The sequence below is a fragment of the Actinomyces oris genome (genome assembly GCF_001937665.1).
GTDB classification, from domain to species: Bacteria; Actinomycetota; Actinomycetes; order Actinomycetales; family Actinomycetaceae; genus Actinomyces; species Actinomyces stomatis.
The window spans coordinates 1-20658 of the sequence record NZ_MSKL01000003.1 but is presented as its reverse complement, the minus strand read 5'-3'; the positions used below and the strand labels follow the sequence as shown (position 1 = coordinate 20658).

The 20658-nt window shown below is 68.3% G+C and carries 12 protein-coding genes and 1 pseudogene; 8 read left to right on the top strand and 5 right to left on the bottom strand.

Going from position 1 to position 20658, the window contains the following annotated elements:
- Positions 1–422: 422 nt before the first annotated feature.
- Together BKH28_RS00720 and BKH28_RS00715 are read right to left on the bottom strand one after the other, a co-directional pair.
- Positions 423–1106 (bottom strand): hypothetical protein, encoded by a 684-nt coding sequence (locus BKH28_RS00720; protein ID WP_256695407.1) that lies wholly within the window; start codon positions 1104–1106, stop codon positions 423–425.
- Positions 1107–1246: 140 nt separating this feature from the next.
- Positions 1247–2785 carry a hypothetical protein gene (locus BKH28_RS00715; RefSeq protein ID WP_075417032.1) on the bottom strand — a complete coding sequence of 513 codons (1539 nt, stop codon included), beginning with the start codon at positions 2783–2785 and terminating at the stop codon, positions 1247–1249.
- A 707-nt stretch (positions 2786–3492) separates the two neighbouring features.
- Between BKH28_RS00715 and BKH28_RS00710 the strand changes: the two genes are divergently transcribed.
- Positions 3493–4626, top strand: coding sequence for a DUF1972 domain-containing protein (locus BKH28_RS00710; RefSeq protein WP_075417047.1), 1134 nt, complete (start codon positions 3493–3495; stop codon positions 4624–4626).
- Positions 4623–5798 (top strand): glycosyltransferase family 4 protein, encoded by a 1176-nt coding sequence (locus BKH28_RS00705; RefSeq protein ID WP_075417031.1) that lies wholly within the window; start codon positions 4623–4625, stop codon positions 5796–5798. Before BKH28_RS00710 ends, BKH28_RS00705 begins: the two co-directional genes overlap by 4 nt.
- Positions 5799–5886: 88 nt before the next feature.
- Here BKH28_RS00705 and BKH28_RS00700 read toward each other — a convergent pair whose 3' ends face one another.
- The 3 genes from BKH28_RS00700 to BKH28_RS00690 all read right to left on the bottom strand — a co-directional run bounded on the left by BKH28_RS00700 (position 5887) and on the right by BKH28_RS00690 (position 9029).
- A complete protein-coding gene (locus BKH28_RS00700; protein ID WP_075417030.1) occupies positions 5887–6792 on the bottom strand; it encodes a hypothetical protein in 906 nt (301 codons plus the stop codon).
- A gap of 73 nt (positions 6793–6865) precedes the next feature.
- The gene (locus BKH28_RS00695) at positions 6866–7600 is read right to left on the bottom strand and encodes a CDP-alcohol phosphatidyltransferase family protein (RefSeq protein ID WP_075417029.1); all 735 of its coding nucleotides are present in this window, start codon (positions 7598–7600) and stop codon (positions 6866–6868) included.
- Between the two features lie 169 nt (positions 7601–7769).
- Entirely contained in the window at positions 7770–9029 is a 1260-nt protein-coding gene (locus BKH28_RS00690; RefSeq protein ID WP_075417046.1) for an oligosaccharide flippase family protein, read from the bottom strand.
- A gap of 719 nt (positions 9030–9748) precedes the next feature.
- On the opposite strand from BKH28_RS00690, the gene BKH28_RS00685 reads away from it, so the two are divergent.
- From BKH28_RS00685 to BKH28_RS00660, 6 genes and pseudogenes are all read left to right on the top strand, one after another.
- Positions 9749–11203, top strand: a complete 1455-nt coding sequence (locus BKH28_RS00685; protein WP_075417028.1) for a sugar transferase — start codon at positions 9749–9751, stop codon at positions 11201–11203.
- Positions 11203–11643: an adenylyltransferase/cytidyltransferase family protein gene (locus BKH28_RS00680; RefSeq protein WP_075417027.1), complete on the top strand. Its 441-nt coding sequence runs from the start codon at positions 11203–11205 to the stop codon at positions 11641–11643. The genes BKH28_RS00685 and BKH28_RS00680 overlap by 1 nt, the downstream gene beginning before the upstream one ends.
- Positions 11640–17936, top strand: a complete 6297-nt coding sequence (locus BKH28_RS00675; protein WP_081379980.1) for an Ig-like domain-containing protein — start codon at positions 11640–11642, stop codon at positions 17934–17936. The genes BKH28_RS00680 and BKH28_RS00675 overlap by 4 nt, the downstream gene beginning before the upstream one ends.
- A gap of 80 nt (positions 17937–18016) precedes the next feature.
- A complete protein-coding gene (locus BKH28_RS00670; RefSeq protein WP_075417026.1) occupies positions 18017–18982 on the top strand; it encodes an AAA family ATPase in 966 nt (321 codons plus the stop codon).
- Positions 18983–18987: 5 nt separating this feature from the next.
- The gene (locus tag BKH28_RS00665; RefSeq protein ID WP_075417025.1) at positions 18988–20367 is read left to right on the top strand and encodes a DUF58 domain-containing protein; all 1380 of its coding nucleotides are present in this window, start codon (positions 18988–18990) and stop codon (positions 20365–20367) included.
- Positions 20364–20658 (top strand): annotated as a pseudogene (locus tag BKH28_RS00660) (transglutaminase-like domain-containing protein); the annotation flags it as partial. The gene BKH28_RS00665 and the pseudogene BKH28_RS00660, both read left to right, overlap by 4 nt.

Here is a 20658-nt window from a genome sequence, read left to right as displayed (position 1 = left end):
ACACAACCTTACGAATGGCTGGTATTCCGCGCCCGGCCAGGGTCGACGGGCGCGCTCATCGTACACCGTCAACAACTTGCTCACCGCCCTTTTGGCGCACACCACAGGTCGGAACAATCCCGCAGCACACCGACCCTTCGCTCAAATGGCGCCATCATCCATACGTTTCAAGGAATCGGGTACACCCATAAGACCCTTCCATCGGAACTACCTTCTATATAGACAAGACTCAGGTTGCCTTCAGGACCGATTCATTTCATGTCACAGCGAGGCAACAGTCGAGAACCTTCACCCGAGCTGTCCGAGCGGGTCGCGCGTCACACCAAGGCGCCGTCCGTTGCTCATGAAGGTGAGCAACGGACGGCGCCTTGATTGCAGACAAGAGGGAAGAGAGACAACGCCCTCAGAGGACTCGTCCCGGATCAGCCGGCAGACCCCCTGAAGGTGGCGGCCCCGCGGTCCGCACCCAGGTCGACGACGACCTTGACATTTCCTCGCTCCTCCGCCGGAATGACGAAGGCGCGATTGACGGTCACCGTCTGTCCGGCGGCAAGCGTGGCCGGCACCGCATCCGAGGCCGAGACGATCTCGCTGGCAGGCGTACCAGTACCCTCGCCGTAGTTGACGGTGGTGGACAGCACGCTGGCCAGCGGCATGTCCTGGCTGGACCTGTTCGTCACCTTCACCGGCACCAGGACTCCAGAGCCCCCCACCTCACCGGGCCCGCTGGCGAAGTCCTTCGCCTGCATCTGCCCCAGAGAGACCACCAGATCCCCGTCGACACGGACGGACTTGTCCAGACCCACCTCAGGATACTCATCCTTCGACAGGTCACCGGTCTCAACGGCCTTGGGGTCGATCGAGGAGGCGTCCGGGGTGGAGACATCGTCCGAGGGAGACGGAGGCGCTGCCGTCGGCTTCGCGGTCTGAATCGTCGGCGTAGCGACATTCGAGGGAGCAGCCTGAGCAGAGGCCGAGCCACTGGCGGAAGCAGAGGCAGGGGCGGAGGGGCTGGCAGTGCTCTGGGACTTCCCGCTTCCACAGGCGGCCAGCCCCAGACCCAGCACCAGGATGGCGGGGAGGATCAGCATTCGAGTTCGAGACACGTGCCGAAGCGTACGACCTCTGCCGTGCACGACGCCGCCCTCTGCGGTCACTGAGTTCGGGAGCACACCACCACTGGCCATAGAACCGGATCGTTCAGAGGATAAACCGCAACGATCCGCCGACCCGACGGGCCTCATGGTCACCACCACCACCAGCCGTCGCCCTGGTTGTTCTCCTGGTCATCCTGATCCCAGCCGTCCTGGTTGTCCCAGTCGTCCTGCTTCTTCTTGTTCTTCTTACCCTTCTTGTCCTTGTTCTTCTTATCCTTCTTGTCCTTGCCGCCGTCGTTGTCGCCGTTGTCCCCGTTATCGCCGTTATCCCCGTTGTTGCCGCCCTCATCACCGGGGTTGGCGGCGTTGACATCGCCTCCACTCATGGAGAAGCGGACAATGCCCTGCTGCCGGGTGCCGTTGACCGCGACGAACTCACCGCCGTAGACGAGGTACTGGCTGTTGCCCTCAACGGTCCACACCGCCTGGCTCAAGCCGCTGTACTCTCCGATCTGGAAACCCGGCAGGAAGCCGTTGTACTGCGTGGGGGCGGGCAGTCCCGCATAGTCGCTGTAGCCGGGGGCCGTGTTGGAGCTCACAGTGCCCGTCGCCGTGCTGGAGAAGCCCACGGCATGGTGGTAGACCCCCTCCGTTTCGGAGCGATCGGAGAAACCACCGATGTTGCTGCAGTCGTGAGTGTGGCTGCCGATGTAGATGACGTCATTGGTGGGCAGCACGTCGTAGGTGTCACCGTGGCAGTCGGCCATGAGGTCGATGTCCCCAGTGGTCCAGCTGGCACGGAACATCCCCTCGAAGGTCCCCTCCTGGGAGTATCCGGTGCCATAAAGGCCTCGGGAGTCCGATTTGAGGCTCATGATCCCAGAGTCCGACCCCGCGTTGCGGATGACGCTGGAGATGTTGGTGTGCCGCAGAGATCCGTCCTTCTCCAGGACGGCGATGCCGTAGGCGTCGGAGGATCCTCCCACCGAGGTGAAGGAGCCACCGATCGCCACTGCGGAGTTATCAGTGGCCACCGTGATGGAGCGAACCAGGGAGTCGTCGACCTGAGGGGCGAAGCTGGTCACCTTGTTCGTCTTCAGATCCACAGCACCGGCACGCTGACGCGACGCGGAGTTGACCTGGGTGAAGGAGCCGGCCAGGTACAGGGTGGAGCCGTCGGGTGAGACCTCCAGGTCCATGACAGTTCCGTTGGCCGATGCACCCAGCGGCTTGCGCTTGCCCGCGGCGTCCACCGCTGCCACCCGATAGACCGTCTCATCGTTGACGGAGGTGAAGTTGCCGCCGAGGTAGATGGTGGACCCGTCGGCCGACGCCTCGACCGCATTGATCTTGCCGTTGACCTTGGGGGCCCAGTCCAGCAGCGCACCGGTCGTGATGTCGAAGGCCATGGCGTTGTAACGAGGAGACTCGTTCTCACCGGCGGCAGCGCCGGCGGGGCGAGCGTTCTTGAACTCTCCGACGACGTAGACGGTATTGCCCACAACCGCCTGATCCAGGACGATGCCGTCGATCTGAGCGGTGGGCAGTGGCTGCGGGGAGGCGAGCATGGTCTGCCCCGGGGCGGCAGCAGCCGGGGGCGCAACAGTAGGGGCGACGAGCGCACCAAGAGCAAGAGGGAGGGCGGTCAGGACCGCCCCCACACTGGAGACAGCGCGGGAAGGATGCACGAGTGCTCCGTTCTTAAGACGTGAGGGAACCTGGGTAAGTGGCGCGGTATGACGGGGCGGCCTCGCCGCAGCGAGACCGGCGCCGGCACGAGGCTATTACAGCGGTAACGCTTTGATAACGGTTCCGAGAGCCTTTGTTCCACCTCCCGTTGTGCAATCAATCACTTCTCATGCGAGGAGGTGCCTCCTACCCACTTTTCTCACAGATAGCCTCTCATTAACCGCCGCTGGGTTCCACACCTGATTCTTGGCAGGAATACTCAGTCCGCACCCAGGTGGTGTGGACCAGTCGATCGCGGCCCCTCCACCATAGTTCCGGTGCGCCGCCAGCGCGCCGCCCAGACTCAGCTTTCCAGGGCGCCGGAGGTAATAACGGGATGACTCGTTCGGCGCCTATCGGAGGCCACCTGCCTCTAGACTTCTGACCGAGTGTGCCGCGTGTCCACGACGCAGCGAGTCCGCAGAAGCCTGCGAGCTCGAGGGCGAGAGCCCAGTATCTCGTCTCCGCGCCAATCGCCTCATCATCACTGTTACCACCGTCATCACCGCCTCCCCCGTCACCCTCATCGACAATCCTCGATCCTCCGCCACTGCCGTGACCGGTGGTCGCATCGATCGAGATCATTGGTTCCCATCCCTTACCGGCTCCGCCGCTCTTCGAAAGGACTCCGTTGACTGCTGTGAACCCCGACAGGCTCCGTATCGCCATGATCGGGACGCGAGGCGTCCCCGCCCGCTACGGAGGTTTCGAGACCGCCATTGAGGAGGTCGGCCGGCGCCTGGCCGACCGCGGTCATCAGGTCCTCGTCTACTGCCGCAACCCTGAGCCGGACACCCCGCTCCCCCGCACCTACCTGGGGATGCGGCTGGTCGAGCTGCCCTCGGTCAAGAACCGCAGCCTGGAGACCCTGTCCCACACGGCCCTGTCGGTGGCCCACCTGCTGCGTCGCACCCACCCGGACGCGGCCTTCGTCTTCAACGCGGCGAACTCCCCCTTCCTACCGGCCCTGCGCGCCGCGCGCATTCCGGTGGCCACCCACGTCGACGGCCTGGAGTGGCGCCGCGGCAAGTGGGGCCCCACCGGTAAGCGCTACTACCGCGCGGCTGAGGCCCTGGCCGTGCGGTACTCCGACGCACTCATCGCCGACGCCCAGGGCATTGCCGACTACTACACCGACGAGTTCAACGCCCCCACCGATCTTCTCTCCTACGGGGCACCCCGCATCTCCGCCGATACCTCGCGCCTGGCCGAGCTGGACCTGGCCCCCAAGGGCTTCCACCTGGTCGTGGCCCGCTTCGAGGTGGAGAACCACGTCGACGTCATCGTGGACGGGTACGTGCGCTCCGGGGCCGCGCTGCCGCTGGTCGTCGTCGGCTCGGCCCCCTACGCCGACGACTACACCGCCCGCATCGAGTCCCTGGCCGACAGCCGGGTCCGCCTGCTCGGCAGCCTGTGGGACCAGGAGCTGCTCGATGCGCTCTACTCCGGCGCCCTGGTCTACTACCACGGCCACTCCGTGGGCGGAACGAACCCCTCGCTCCTGCGCGCCATCGGCGCCGGGGCCGCGGTGGATGCCTTCGACGTCTCCTTCAACCGCGAAGTCCTGGGCGGGGCCGGACGCTACTGGACCTCGCCGGATGAGGTGGCCGCCCTGGTCGTCTCCGCCGAGTCCGACGTCGAGGCCCAGGCCGCACGCGGTGAGGAGTCCCGCGAACGAGCGGCCCTCTACGACTGGGACGAGGTGGCCTCCGGCTACGAGGCCCTGGCCCGGCGCCTGGCCCTCGAGGGCCCCACCCGCCGTCGCCCCTCCGGGCGCCGCACCGGGAAGGTGAGCCGATGAGCCGGAACGGGGCGGGCGGTGTGCGCACCAGTGCCGCCCGGATCCTCGTGGCCCACCCCTCCCCCGACCTTTACGGTTCGGACTGGCAGCTGGTGGAGACCATTCACGGACTCATCGAGACCGGTCACGAGGTCCTCGTGGCCCTCCCCCAGGACGGCCCCCTGGTCGAGGTGCTGCGCGACGCCGGCGCGCGCGTGGCCGTCATGCCCTTCACGGTCCTTCGCAAGGCCCTGCTGAGCCCCACAGGTCTGACGAAGCTGTCCGCGCAGGCCGCCCCGGAGATCGCCCGCCTACGGGCGGTCATCCGCGCCAGCCGCGCCGAGGTGGTCCTCACCAACACGGTGACGATCCCCTGGTGGCCGGTGGCCGCGAGCGCGGCCGGCGTCCCGGTGCTGGCCCACGTGCACGAGGCCGAGGACACCCAACGACGGATCATCCGCGCCGGGCTCAACGCCCCGCTTCTAGCGGCCTCCCGGATCGTGGCGAACTCCGGGGCGGCCCGCGACGCACTCCTGGACGCCCAGCCGCGCCTGGCCTCGCGCACGGAGGTGGTCCATAACGGGGTCGCCGGACCGGACCGGCCTCTGGAGCCGCTGCGCCCCAGGCAGCCCGGTGACTCCTTCCGGATCGCCATGGTGGGCCGGCTGTCCCCGCGCAAGGGGGTGGACGTGGCTCTCGACGCCGTCGGGCTGCTGCGCCGCTCTGGGGTGGATGCCTCCCTGAGCGTATGCGGCTCGGTCTTCCCCGGTTACGAGTGGTACGAGGCCGAGCTGCGTGAACGCGCCGGCCAGGAGGACCTGAAGGGGCATGTCGAGCTGCTGGGTTACGTGCACCCCACCTGGCCGGTGCTGGAGGCCGCAGACGCCGTCGTCGTGCCCTCCCGGGCCGAGCCCTTCGGGAACACGGCGGTCGAGGCGATGCACGCGGCCCGACCGCTCGTGGCCTCCCGGGTCCAGGGACTGGCCGAGGTCGTCACTGATTCGGTGACCGGTCTGCTCGTGCCCGCCGACGACGCGCAGGCCCTGGCCGACGCCCTCGGCTCCCTGGCGGCCGACCCGGCCCTGGCCGGTCGGCTGGCCCAGCAGGGCGAGCGCGAGGCCGCCGAGCGGTTCTCCGTGGCCGGGTACCGCGCCACCATGACCCGGATCGTCGACGAGCTCCTCAAGCGCTGAGGCCCCGGGTTCATCGGGTCGGGCGGGAGAGCTCAGCCCGCCCGACCTCACCGGCAGACGTCCCGCCCGCTGAATGAGCCGCAGGATGTCAGCGCTGGGCGGGGCGCAGCGGGTCCTCGGCCAGTCCCAGGGACAGGCTGAACTCGCCGTCCAGGGGCTGGTCGGGCCGCTCGAAGGGGACGACGCCGTCGCACAGGAAGACGGCCATCTCCACGAAGCTGGAGAAGGAGGCCCCGATGAGGTGCTGGGAGCTGGCCAGCAGGTAGAGGTCGACCAGGCCCGAACGCACGCCCTTGACGGTGTTGTATCCGCCCTTGTCGGTCAGGAAGACGCAGCCATCGAACTCTCCGGCCAGCTGCTCCTGGGCCTCGGGGGTGTCGCAGGACAGGAAGAAGGGGACGTCGGGGTGGTCGGCGCGGATCTGGCGCATCCGGTTGGCGAACCACTCCACTGGTGAGGACTCGATGGTCTTGGCGTGGGAGACCGCGTGGGTGCGTACCTGGATGCCGACGTAGGGGCGTCCCCGCAGGTGGGCGTCGTAAAGGGAGAGGACCTCATCGGCGATCTCGTCGACGGGGGTGAGCTCGCGCAGCCGCTGGGTCCAGGGGCGCGGCCCGGTGGGTGTGCCCTCCTCGTCGCCCCCTCCGCTCCAGGACGGGTCCTCCCAGGTGACGGGCAGCCCGTGGGAGTGGATCTGCCACAGGTGGCGGCGGCGCAGCTCGGCGGTGATCCGGACGCCCTTGGGCTGTCGGTACCGGGCCAGGGGAAGGAGCGCCCGGGAGGTCAGGCGCGATACGGGGCTGCCCCCTTCGAAGCGCCACAGCTCATCCATCCGGGGGCCGAAGTACTCGTCCGTGCTCCACACGTAGTAGAGGTCGCGGTCCTCGACCCGGGCGAGCTCCTGGGCGGACAGCAGCGCGCGCACGCGGTTGCCCAGTCCATCCTTGCGTCCCGTATAGACCAGTAGCGCCTTGCGGCCGGTAAGCAGAGACATAAGATTCCTTAACAGACGATTGAAGGAGGAGTTTTGGTAGGGATCTCAACAGGAGTGCCGGCGAGGCGATGAGCTACTGGAGGTCGTTGCGCAGGTCGCGGTACCACTTGGGCAGGGCCAGGGCCACGTAGCCGGTGTACCCCAGAAGCATGATGCCGTACACCCACAGGAAGGCCGTGGGGACGAAGCGGGTCATGAGCACGAAGCACATGAGTCCGTAGTCCGTGGGAGCCGACAGGACCGACTTGATGATGCCGGGACGGGCCTCATCCTTGGCCAGAGGAGTACCGCCGTGATAACGCAACTGATATGTCAGAATGTAACTGAAGAAGTGAATATTCTGAATCGCCCCGAAAGCGAGCGGAATAAGCAGAACCTGGGGCGGCAATTCCGTGAAACGGAACAGCGAGATTGCAATGGCTCCATGAATTGTCGAGAGCTTAATAACGTCGGCGACATGGTCGAGCCATTCACCGGCTTTTGACCCTCCATTGCGCAATCTCGCCAGCTGTCCGTCTGCGGCGTCGAGGGCATATCCGAACATGAGCAGCAGGGCGGTCGCCACGGCGGACACGGCTGTAGGACGCCACAGGGCGATGAGGGCGATGCCGCTGTAGGTGCACAGTGCCGACAGGACCGTCACCTGGTCCGGGGTCGCGCCCAGCCGGTGGGCGATGGCGGCCAGGACCCGACCTGCGGGGCGGTTGATGATGCGGGAGTAGAGGGGGGCACCGGCCTTGGACTTCTGAGCCCGGGACAGGGCCCTGATGTTCTCGGCGATGGTGGGGGAACCAGCAGGGGAGCTCATGAGGCTTCTCCTTGAGCGGGGCCCGGGGAACCGGGCCGGGTGTTGGACTGATGAGGAACGACGAGACGAGGGAGTCGGGGGACGTCGGGGAGCGACCGGACAGGAGAACGCGGCGCCGGCACCCAGGTGGCACGAACCGACTCGGCGCCGTCGGCCGACGAGGAGGGGATCACTGCCGCGCCAGCTCTCGACGACGCCTGGCCACGTCCCGGCGCACCCACCAGGCATACGGGATGATCTGGCACAGGATCACCGAGATCACCGAGCCCAGGATAGGTCCGGCCGCATCGTAGCGCCCAATGAGGGCCCAGGAGATGGCGAGGTTCATCGGCACCAGGACGAGCACCGGGACGACCTGGAACTGCAGTCCGCGCGGGTCGGTCATGTACATGCCCAGCGGCTGCTTGCCGGCCTCGACGGCGACATAGGCGGCGAAGGCCCACACGAGCGCGGCCGGCAGGACGATCTTGCCGTGGGACATGACCCGGGCGGCCCAGGGGGTGACGGCGACGAGGGCGAGAGCCAGGAGGAAACCGCCCCCACTGAAGACGATGGCCGGCTTGAAGGGGCTCTCGATGCGCTTGTCGGCCCGAGCTCTGGCGAACATGGGCCACATGGCGACACCGGCCGCCATGACCGTCTGAGTGAGCATGTTGAACAGGTTGTTGGCCAGGTTGTACTCGGCCAGGGCCTGCGACTGCCCCAGGTGGGACAGGAGGAGCCGGTCGGTCTGGAAGGCGATCGGGATGGCCAGGGACTGGAGCAGCTGGGGGCCCGCGGTGTTGACGATGCGCACGCCGCGCACGCTGCGGACACGCGGCACGTCCCTCAGGGCTCCTTTGAACAGCGGACGAGTGGCGCGCCAGGCGACGACGATGCAGATGACCGACACCAGGGCGTTGGCGATGTAGGAGTAGATGGACACGGCGTTGCCACGCCCCAGACCAGTGACGATGGCCAGCAGCAGGAAGCAGGACATGGCCGGGGAGACGACCCCCTGACTGATGACCTGCGTGGTCGAGCGCCCCAGGCCGATGATGACTCGCTGCCCCACGGACAGCGGCAGGGCCGCGGCGTAGATGATGAGACAGACGGTGGCGGTGAGGCCGCCGCCCTCCATGAGCTTGTCGCCCAGCAGCCAGGGCCAGGCGCCCAGCAGCATGATGACGATGCCGACGGTGCTGATGACCAGGGCGGAGCCGAGCAGCACCCGGACGGCGGTGGTGATCGTGCGCCGCACGGTCGAGTCGTGGGCCGGGTCGGTCGAGCCCGCCACCGTGTTGAGGATGACCGCGCCGATGCCCAGGTCGGTGAAGGGCATGAGGGTCGGGAAGGTGGCCAGCAGACCGTATTGGGCAAAGGCGTCGACCCCAAAATGCCTGATGATGAGACTGGTGTTGACCAGCCCGAAGAGGCCCGAGACGCCCATGACCACCACCTTGGCCACGGCTGTGGTTCCCACAGACGACCAGCTGGCGCCCGACGACGACCCCCGCCTGAAGGCCCCGCCGAGCCTCCTCAGCGGCGAACGACGAGGAACCCGGGGCGGGATCGCCCCACCACTCGCCTCAACCGTCGAGAGGCTTGCGGCGCCTGAGGTGCCCACAGGTGGTCGGCGGTCGCCGGCGCCCGACGGGGCGTCACCGGCCTCCGCCTGAGGCGAGGCCGGCTCGGAGGCCGGCACAGACGCCGAGGAACTCGACTGGGTCACATCGCACTCCTGATGTTGTAGGAAGGTCACAATCCGGCATCGGAAAGATCCTCGAAGACAGGCACGAGAGTAGACGCATCAGGATCGGCGACCTGCTATCTTTTGTTTATCGTCTTGTGACATAGACCGTCCCCCACCCAACCCCCCTTGGCACAACCCCAGCAAACCGGCTCTGATCAGCCAAAACACTGCCTGCTGGAAGAACCCTGAAAGGTCTCTTACAGGTGCATTGACGTCCCCATATCGTTGCTCACCTGTAACATACAGATACCTCAGAAACATCTCGACTCCTCATCTTGCCCCTGCGATCTTGGCCACTTCCCACAAATAACGTCCACTAGAGTTAGTAGCATTCTAAAACGCTGCTGTTCACGACGTCCCGTCAGCACTAGCCGACCAGTTATTGCCCACCCTCGATCATCCCTGCGGAGTCCACCTTGTCTAGTTCGACCCTGACACTGCCCCAGCGCGAGCAGCACCGGCGTCCCTCGACAGCAGCAGCCGACGCCACCTCCCCCACCGCTCCGCGCAGTCCTTGGGCACGCACGCGCCACGACCTCGTCATCTGGCTCGTCCTGTCCGACCTCTTCGCCGTCGCCGTCCCCTTCTGGCTCGCCCTCCTGGGTGGCCACCTACCACTGGTCTGGTCTACGACCACCGTGGGCATCACGATGGTGCTCGTCGCCTGGTTCCTGGGAGCTCTCGGCATCGACGCCGTTGAGCAGGCCGGGCCCGGTACGGGCCGTTTCGTCGCCGCGGCCGCCGTGAGCCTCCCGGTGGCCCTGCTGCTGGCCGACCTGTCCGGAGTTGCCCGGACCACTCTGCTGGCCGCCCTGGCGGCCCAGCTCCTTCTGGCCGTCACCGGACGCTCCATCGAGTCCGGGTGGCTGCGCCGCCGCCGCCTCGAGGGACACGCCCTGCGCCGCACCCTCATCGTCATGGGGTCGGGCTCCCAGCCCATGCTCACCCAGCTGCGCCGTCACCCCATGGACGGCTTCCTCATCGTGGGCTACCTGTCCTCCGGGCAGGACCGCGCCTTCCACTCGGCCGAGCCCGTACGCAGCCCTCAGCACATCGCTCAGACCCTGCACGCCGAGCGCATCGACGCCGTCATGACGGTCGGATCGGTCCTCCCCGAGGACCTGGTCACCCTCATGCGCGGTCTGGAGAACACTCAGGTTCGGCTCGTCGTCGCCCCCGGACTGCAGGACGTCGTACCCGGGCGCATGCGGGCCCTGACGGTCACTCACGGCTGGACCGGCCTCATCGCCGTCAAGACCCGCCGCACCCGCGCCGTGGGCAAGGCCCTGTTCGACCGCCTCGCCGGCGCCATCGGCCTGGCCCTCATCTCGCCGCTGCTGGCGGCCACCGCGCTCGCCATCCGCATCGACTCCCCCGGCCCGGTCTTCTACACCCAGACCCGCGTGGGGCAGGACGGCAAGCCCTTCACCATGTGGAAGTTCCGCTCCATGTACATCGACTCCGACGCTCGCCGCGCATCGGTGGTCAAGGCCGGTGGCGACGCCGGCAACGAGGTCATGTTCAAGGACCGCCAGGACCCGCGCATCACCCGCGTGGGCCGCTGGATCCGCCGTCTGTCGATCGATGAGCTCCCCCAGCTCATCAACGTCGTGCGCGGAGACATGAGCCTGGTGGGGCCCCGCCCCGCACTTCCCGTGGAGGTCGCCAAGTACGACGCCGAGGCGCTGCGCCGTCTCCTGGTCAAGCCCGGGCTGACCGGTCTGTGGCAGATCTCCGGACGCTCGGACCTGTCCTGGGCCTCGACCGTGGCCCTGGACCGTCACTACGTGGAGAACCGGGGCGGGGCCCTGGACGCGAAGATCTTCGCTGGAACGCTGCGCGCGGTTATCGGCGGAAAGGGAGCCTACTGATGATCACCGGCTACGTCCCCGGCGGCTTCGACATGCTGCACGTAGGGCACCTCAACATCCTCACCGAGGCGGCCAAGCGCTGCGATCACCTCATCGCGGGGGTCGCCACCGACGAGTCGCTGGAGCGGATGAAGGGACGCGCCCCCATCGTGCCCCTGGCCGAGCGCATGGCCATGGTGGCCGCCCTGCGCATGGTGGACTCCGTGGTTCCCGACTACGACCAGGACAAGCGCCTGGCCTGGAAGCGCTCCCCCTTCGACGTGCTGTTCAAGGGCACCGACTGGGAGGGGACGGACAAGGGCCACCGCCTGGAGGCCGAGATGGCCGAGGTCGGGGCCTCAGTGATCTACCTGCCCTACACGCCCACCACCTCCTCGACGATGCTGCGACGCACCCTCGTCCAGGAAGTCGCATCCCGTAGTCCCCAAGGGGCCCAGTGACCACTTCACGTAACGACTTCGAGACGCCCGACACCCCGTCGAGCAGCATCGACTCCGCCGCAGCCGCCTCCGGTGCCGGTGACGGCGGAAGCAACCGTTCCGACTCCGGCACCCCTCAGACCGAACCGTCCGCCACGGACCGCCCCGGTCTGCTCGCCCGCGCCGCGAGCGCCCTGCGCCCCCGGCGGCGGAGCAAGGCCGCCCAGTCCGATGACTCCGGTCAGGACGTCGGCTCGGGTCTCACCTCCGGTACCACCACCTCCCGACTGGCCGCGACCTTCCGCATCCCCCAGTCGCGCGCCCAGCGCGTGCGGCTGCGCAAACGCATGTCGTCGCTGGCCGCAGCCGTGTGCGTCGCGGCCCTGGGAACGGCCGCCTGGCTCCACGAGGGCGTGGCCCAGGCCGACCTGCACCTCAACGACGGCGGCGTATGGGTCACCTCCACCTCCAAGCACCTGGTGGCCCGCCTCAACTACCCCTCCCGCGAGGTCGACGGAACGATCCGCACCTCCTCGTCCTCCTTCGACGTCACCCAGAACGCCGAGGACGTCCTGGTCCCGGACTCCGGTGACGCCTCCGTGTCCTCGGTCGATCCCTCCCAGGTCGCCTTCTCCGGACGCACCCAGCTCACCAAGGGCGTGACCATCGCTCAGGGCGGGGACCGGGTCATGGCAGTCGACAAGGTCCAGGGCACCATCCGCGCCGCCAAGACCAAGTCGGCCGGCTCCCTGACCGCCGCCGCCCCGGTCGTCACCGGCATGCCCGACGTCGTGGCCGCCATCGGCAAGGACGGCGCCATCCACGCCGTCTCAGCCACCAGCAAGTCGCTGGTCTCCCTGGAGACCAGCGACAAGGGCTGGAAGGAGGCCACGAACACCTCCCTGAAGCTGACCGCCGGCACCGATCTGGCCATCACCGCCGTCGGGGACCAGCCCGTGGTCCTCGAGCGCAGCACCGGCATCCTCCACCTGCCCGAGGGCAAGTCCGTCAACCTGGGGACCTCCGGCCTGGTGATCCAGCAGCCCGGCCCCGAGGCCGACTCGGTCCTGCTCGCCTCCCGCAACGAGCTCATCTCCGTCCCCCTGGACGGGGGCAAGGTCACCAAGACGCCGTCGGCCAAGGAGGGCCCCGCCCCTGAAGGGGTGCCCGCCCAGCCGGTGCGTCTGGGCAAGTGCGTCTACGCGGCCTGGTCCGGCTCGGGCCAGTTCGTGCGCAGCTGCTCGGGACTGTTCGACGGCGGCACCGACACCGTCCACGACGACAAGCTCGCCTCGTCCTCCGCCCCGGTCTTCCGGGTCAACCGCGACGCCATCGTGCTCAACGACCTGGATACGGGCTCAGTGTGGCTGCCCAACGAGGACCTCGTCCTCATCGACGACTGGACGGACAAGACCGCCCAGACCGACGACAACGCCGATCAGAAGGACGACTCCGCCAATACCTCGGACTCGCAGACGCCCCCGGAGCGCACCGAGGAGAACCACGCCCCCAAGGCGACCGATGACAGCTTCGGCGTACGCCCGGGCCGTTCCACGCTCCTGCCCGTGCTGGCCAATGACACCGACCCCGACGGTGACGTCCTCACCGCCACCCCCCAGGACAACGGCGGGTCACTGAAGGCCACCAAGGCCCAGGGCGGACTGGCTCTGCGCATGGACGTCCCGGACAACGCCTCCGGCAGCTACTCCGTGCCCTACACGGCCGACGACGGCCGCGGTATGAGTGACTCCGCCGTCGCCACCGTTGACGTCCACGGCTGGGACGTCAACGGCGACCCGAAACAGATCACCACCCCGACCCTCACAGTTGCCGAGAAGACCTCCGGCTCCCTGGACGTGCTGGGGCACTGGCTGGACCCCGACGGGGACGACCTCTACCTGGTCTCCGCCCAGGGCGAGGGGCTGGACACCAAGGTCTCCAACGAGGGCACCGTCACGGTGCGCGAGCTGGGCGCCGGCACCGGCACCCGCGACCTGACCGTCACCGTCTCCGACGGCCGGGAGACCACCTCCGGCGTGGTCAAGGTCGACGTGCAGCCGGCCCAGTCGGCCAAGCCGATCGCCAACGCCGACCACGTGCGCGTCGTCGCCGGCTCCAAGGCCGTCGTCTCGCCCCTGGACAACGACACCTCGCCCTCCGGGGGGACCCTGCGTCTGGCCGCGGTGCAGGAGGCCCCGGCCGGGACCTCGATCAACGTCGACCAGCAGGCCGGTGTCTTCACCTTCTCCACCGAGGCCAACGCCCAGGCCCAGACCTACTACCTCACCTACGACGTCATGGACGGGGCCAACACGGCCCAGGGCATCGTGCGCGTGGACGTCACGCCCAAGGCCGACGCCACGGTGCCGCCCGAGGTCGAGAACGACACCGCCCTGCTGCGCAACGGCGGTTCGACGACCATCGCCCCGCTCAACAACGACTTCGACCCCTCCGGGGGGATCCTGGTCCTGCAGTCGGTCAAGGCCCCGCCGGACTCCGGAGTCACCGTCACGGTCGTGGACCACTCCCTGCTGCAGATCACCGCGGCCAGCACCGTCCCGGCCAATCTGACGGTGGACTACACCGTCACCAACGGCACCTCCAGCGCCACCGGGAAGATCTCCATCGTCCCGGTGACCCAGTCCCAGCCCCAGCCGCCAGTGGTCACCAACGACACCGCTGTCGTACGAGCCGGCGACGTCGTCACCGTGCCGGTCCTGGACAACGACTCCTCCCCCGCGGGTCTCAACCTGTCGGTGGACTCCCAGGTCAGTCTCGTCGGCGACGAGCTAGGCACCGCCTGGGTCAGTGAGAACACCGTCCGCTTCCGCGCCGGCAGCCAGCCCGGCCGCACCTCCTACGCCTACACGGCCAAGGACGATCAGGGGCAGACCGCCTCGGGCATCGTCACCGTGGAGGTGCGTGCACAGGACGCCGAGCACAACTCCGCGCCCTCACCGCGCAACCTGGAGGCCCGCACCCTGGCCGGCTCGACCACGAACATCACCGTGCCGCTGGACGGCATCGATCCCGACGGCGACTCGGTGAGCCTCGTGGGCCTCAACCAGGCCCCCTCCCTGGGCTCGGTGGAGATCAACTCCTCGTGGCTGACCTACACGCCCTCCGAGGGTGCCACCGGCACCGACACCTTCACCTACGTCGTCGAGGACCGCTTCGGGGCCCAGGCCACCGGCACGGTCCGCGTGGGCGTCGCCCAGGCCTCACCGCTCAACGTGGCCCCGGTGGCCACCGATGATCTGGTCGTGGCCAAGCCCGGGCGCACCGTCGCCGTGGACGTCCTGTCCAATGACCTGGACACCGACGGCGACAGCCTGTCCCTGGAGGGGGACCCGGTCTCCAGCGACCCGTCTCTGGGTGTGTCCACCCGGGCCGGCCGCCTGGTGCTCGACCTGCCGGAGAAGGAGGGCAACCACTCGGTCACCTACACCGTCTCCGACGGACGAGGCGGTACGGACACCGGCACCGTCACCGTCCAGGTCTCGAGCAACGCTCCCCTGGCCAATCCGGTGGGCGTGGACGACTACGTGACCGTCGACCAGGTCGACGCCAACGGCCATGTCACCGTCCCGGTGCTGGACAATGACAAGGACACCGACGGCTCGCCGTGGGACCTCAAGCTGTCCTCCTCCGACCCCGACGTGGAGGTGGGCAAGGACTCCCTGAGCCTCACGGTGGGCGAGACCCAGCGGCTCGTGCTCTACACGATCACCGACGCCGACGGACTGACCGGTCACGCCGTGGTCGTGGTACCGGCCCGCTCGGCCCTGCGGCCCCGCATCAACCCCTCGGCCGTGCCCGCCCGCGTGCTGGCGGACAAGACCACGGACATCAACCTGTCCTCCTACATCCTCACCCGTGAGGGCACCAAGCCCGTCATCACGGACACCTCCTCCATTCACATGGCCAAGGGCACCAAGGACGCCAAGGTCGCCTCGGGCGGGTCGGCACTGTCCTTCACCCCCGACTCGGGATTCACCGGGCAGACCTCGGTGACCTTCACCGTGGCCGACGGCACCGGCTCGGACGCCCTGAGCTCAACGCTCACACTGCCGATCATCGTGCAGTCCTCATCGAACAGGCCGCCGACCTTCACCCCCACCGAGGTGACGGTGGCGCCAGGCGAGGGCGCCGTGACGGCCAACCTGGCGGCCATGGCCACCGACCCCGACCCGGGTGACAAGCTCTCCTTCCAGGCCGGTCCCGCCCCCGCGGGATTCGAGATCTCCTTGAGCGGCTCGACGCTGTCGGTCAAGGCCTCCGACAAGACCGCCGAGGGCGCCACGGGCTCCATCCCGATCACGGTCTCCGACGGCGTCAACCCGCCGGTGAGCGCCTCCCTGCCCGTTCGGGTCAGCGCGTCCAACAAGCCCCTCATGACCACGGCCCCCATCAACCTGGAGTCCCGCAACGGCGAGGCGGTCAGCGCCGACGTGTCCAAGGCGGTGAGCAACCCCTTCCCGGACAAGCCGATCACCCTGTCCGGCACTCCGACGATCACCGCCGGCCAGGGCGCGATCAGCGTCTCCGGCACGACTGTGACGATCACGCCGAACAGCGGGTTCCACGGCACCATCACCGCGCAGTACAAGGTGCTCGACTCCACCGGCTCGGAGTCCCGGGCCGTCACCGGCACCATCACCGTGCAGGTCGGCGGGGTGGCGCCCGCAGCCCCCTCCGGGGTGAACGTGGCTCCGGTGGACGCCGACTCGGCGCGCGTGTCCTGGACCGATGGTTCCGCCAACGGCTCCCCCATCACCGGTTACAAGGTCAGTGTCAACGGCGCCGAGCAGACCTGCTCGACCTCGAACTGCCTCATCAGCGACCTGGCGCCCGGTCAGAGCTACAACATCCAGGTCGTGTCCACCAACAAGTACGGCGACTCCGAGGCCGCGACGGTGTCCTACCAGCACAATGCCACGGCCAAGACCCCGGCGGCGCCCACGCTGACGGCCGGCTCGGGCAGGCTCACCGTCGGCTGGACCGAGGTGGACGATCCCTTCGGGGGCGCGACGACCTACGACGTGCGCCTGTCGGACGGAACCGTGCAGACGGGCATCACCGGAGGATCCGCATCCTTCGACGTCGCCCCGGGACGCGCCTATACCGCTCAGGTGCGCGCCAGGTCGAGCCAGGGGACGGTCTCGGAGTGGTCCTCCTCCTCCAACTCGGTGACGCCCTACGGTGAGCCCGGAACCCCCGGGACCCCCGTCATCACCCCCAACGGGGACACGGTCACCGTCAGCTGGCAGGCGGCCAACGGCAACGGCAGCCCCGTGAGCTACACGCTGCACTACTCCAACGGGCACACCAGCGACTCCAAGGACGTGGGAGGCTCCACCTCCACCACGGTCTCGGTCTCGCGCGGAACCTGGACCTTCTGGGTCGAGGCCGACAACGGTCACGGCTCCAAGACCTCGGGTCAGGCCAGCTACAGCTACAAGCCGGCCCCGCTGACGCCGTCGACCCCCGCCGTCAAGGCCACCGGCAACAGCGGCGAGCTGTCCGTGAGCGCCTCGCCCCGGGCCGGCAACGGCTGGAGCGTGGGCGAGCTGATGGTGGAGTACTCCGTCGACCAGGTCACCTGGACCAGCTCCTCAACCATCCGGGGGCTGACCGACGGGCAGGCCTACACCGTCTACGCCCGCACCAACGGTGGCGGGCAGTACTCCGACGTCGTCGCCTCCTCCCCGGTGGCGCCCTACGGTCCGCCGTCGGCGCCCTCGGTCAGCTGTGAGCTCACCGGCAAGAAGCAGAAGAAGGTCTCCTGCTCCTGGAGCCCCGGGGGCAACAACGGCGCGAGCGCTGAGTACGAGCAGACCGATGACGGCGGCAAGTCCGTGGAGGGCGTCGAGATCGGCGACACCTACGACGGCAAGCTCAAGCGCGGTGAGTCGCTCACCTGGTGCGTGCGGGCAAGGACCAACGCCGGCACCTCCGAGTGGGGCTGCGACACCGTCACCAGGCCGTCCAAGCACGACAATGATGACGACGACGATGACGACGACGACAAGAAGCAGGCGTTCCCAGTCGGCACCGAGAAGCAGTTCTATGTGGACCACTCGCAGAGGTGCCGCCCCTTCGGCCCCTGGGGCGCCTGCTACCAGATGGTCTTCGACATCACCGGCAACCCCAATAGCACCATGTCCTGCGGATACTGGTACTGGGACACCTGGAACTGGCAGCCGGCCTGGAATGAGGAGGAGGTCACTCTCGATAGGAACGGCTACGCCCGGCACAAGTTCCCCCACAGGACGCCGCACTGGAACCAGTCCATCACCTGCACCCAGCAGTAACCGGATCATTAACCGGATCGATGCCCAGTACGCAACAAGTCACACACTCACCTCTCTCCACCCGAAGGATCATTGATTCCATGCCGATGACTCCCGAGAACGCGACATGGTTCGCTGACGCCTTCTCCACCATTGTCAACAACGTCGGTCAGGCGCTGCTCGACAAGGAAGACGTGATCAAGCTGGCCCTGACCACCATGCTCTCCGAGGGGCACCTCCTGCTCGAGGACGCCCCCGGAACCGGCAAGACAGCCCTGGCCCGGGCTCTGGCGGCCTCGGTGCAGGGGACGCACTCGCGCATCCAGTTCACCCCCGACCTGCTGCCCAGCGACATCACGGGCGTGACGATCTACGACCAGAAGACGGGCACCTGGGACTTCCACGCCGGCCCGATCTTCTCCTCGATCGTCCTGGCCGACGAGATCAACCGGGCCAGCCCCAAGACCCAGTCAGCCCTCCTGGAGGTCATGGAGGAGTCCCAGGTGACGGTCGACGGCGTGCGCCACACGACTGAGCGCCCCTTCATGGTCATCGCCACCCAGAACCCCATCGAGCAGGCCGGCACCTACCGCCTGCCCGAGGCCCAGCTCGACCGCTTCCTCATGAAGGCATCCGTGGGCTACCCCAACCGGGAGGCGCTCACCCGGATCCTGTCGAGCTCGGCCCACCCGGACCGTTCCAAGAACCTGTCCGCGGTCGTGGCCTCCAGCGTCGTGGCCTCCATGGCCGACCTGGCCGCGTCCAACCACATCGAGAACTCGGTGCTGGACTACATCGGGGCCCTGGTGGAGGCCACGCGCGCAGCCGAGGAGACCCGCATGGGCGTGTCCACCCGTGGTGCCATCGGCATGGCTCGGGCCGCCCGGGTGTGGGCGGCCTCCCAGGGGCGCAACTTCGTCCTGCCCGACGACATCAAGGATCTTGCCGAGGTCGTGTGGGCCCACCGCCTGGTCATGGACCCCGACGCCGAGTTCAGCGGCGCCACCGCCTCCGGCGTCATCACCGCCGCCCTGGCCCAGGTCCCCGCCCCCACGACCCGCGATTGAGTCGTATGACGCCTCAGACGACGTCGCAGAATCCTGCCCGCCAGGCCCACCCGGGTTCGGCGGGCGGGTCCGGTGCATCCGCCTCTCCCGCCGTACCACCGAGCGCCTCGGGGGCGTCGGCGTCCTCGCAGTCCACGGCATCAGCTGCGTCGTCGGCCTCCGCGAACGAGGCCCTGACCGCCAGGCCCTCGCAGTCCCGGCTGACCGCAGCGGCCGCAGTGCTGCTGCGGCCGCTGCGATGGCTGCTGCACACCGTGACCCCGATCGGGTGGGGCAGTCTGGTGCTGCTCGTGGCCTGTGGGCTGGTCGGAGCCGTCATGGGCTGGCAGGAGGCATGGAGCGCCACGGTCGTCGTCGGCATCATCGTGGTGAGCGCCTGGCTGTGGCTCATCCCCCGCCGCGGCTACTCGGTCAACCACAACCTGCTCGAGTCCCGCGTCACCGTGGGCGACCACGCCCTCATTCGCCTGACCGTCACCAATCCCCGAACCCGGCCGCTGCTGCCCTCGCGCATGGAGATGCCGGTGGGGCCGGGGCGCGCCGTCTTCGTCGTCCCGACCCTGACCCCCGGGGCCGTCCACGAGCGCGGCTTCGTCCTGCCCACGCAGCGTCGAGGCGTCGTCACCGTGGGGCCGGTCCTGGCGGTCCAGCGCGACCCAGTGGGCCTGCTCCAGCGCGAGCGCTCCCTGAGCACCCCGCAGGACATCCACATCCACCCGCGTACCGTGCGCCTGGGCACGGTCCTGCACGGCGTCCTGCGGGACATCGAGGGCGCCGTCACCCAGGACCTGTCCAGCTCCGACGTCGCCTTCCACGCCCTGCGCGAGTACGTACCCGGCGATGACCGACGCAACGTCCACTGGCGCACCACGGCCCGCACCGGTCGGCTCATGGTGCGTCAGTTCGAGGAGACCCGTCGCTCCAGCCTGCTCGTCCTGCTGTCCACCCGCCAGGACGACTACGCCGGGGAGGAGGACTTCGAGACCGCGGTATCCATCGCCTGCTCACTGGCCATGGATGCGATCCAGGACGGGCGCGAGGTCCGCTTCATCACCCAGATCGGGGCCCTGCCCACCTCCTCCGCCCTGCGGATGCTGGACACGTCCTGCCTGCTGAGCACCGGTGAGGACGACATCAGCTGCGACCTCCTGGTGCGACACGCCTGCACGGCGCACCCCGATGCCTCTATCGTCGTCCTTGTCACCGGTCAGCAGGTCGACCGCGCCGTGCTGGCCCGGGCTCACGGCTTCGCCCCCCTGCCGATGGTGGCCGTCGCCTTGCGCGCGGGCCAGCACGGCCTGTCGCGGCACCACGCCGGAACGATGCCGGTCGTGGACATGGACCGTCTTGAGCAGCTTCCCACCGCCCTGAGGCGAGCACTATGACCCCCACGACGACCCCCACCACCATCTCCCCACGCACCGCGAGCTCCCCGCTCTCCGGTGCCTCACCCGCCGGGGCGTCCTCTCCGGCCGAGGCTCCCTCGCGGACCACCGCGGAGTCCTCCAGCAGCACGACCGAGTCATCCTCCTCCTGGTCGACGGCGACGTCGTCGCGCACACGCAGCCTCTCCAGCAATGAGACGACTCGTCGGGCCCGCTCGATCACCGGCGCCGGCCCGCTTCTGGCACGTCCGTCCCGACCGGCGCTCTCCGCCCGCCGCTTCCTGCCTCCCC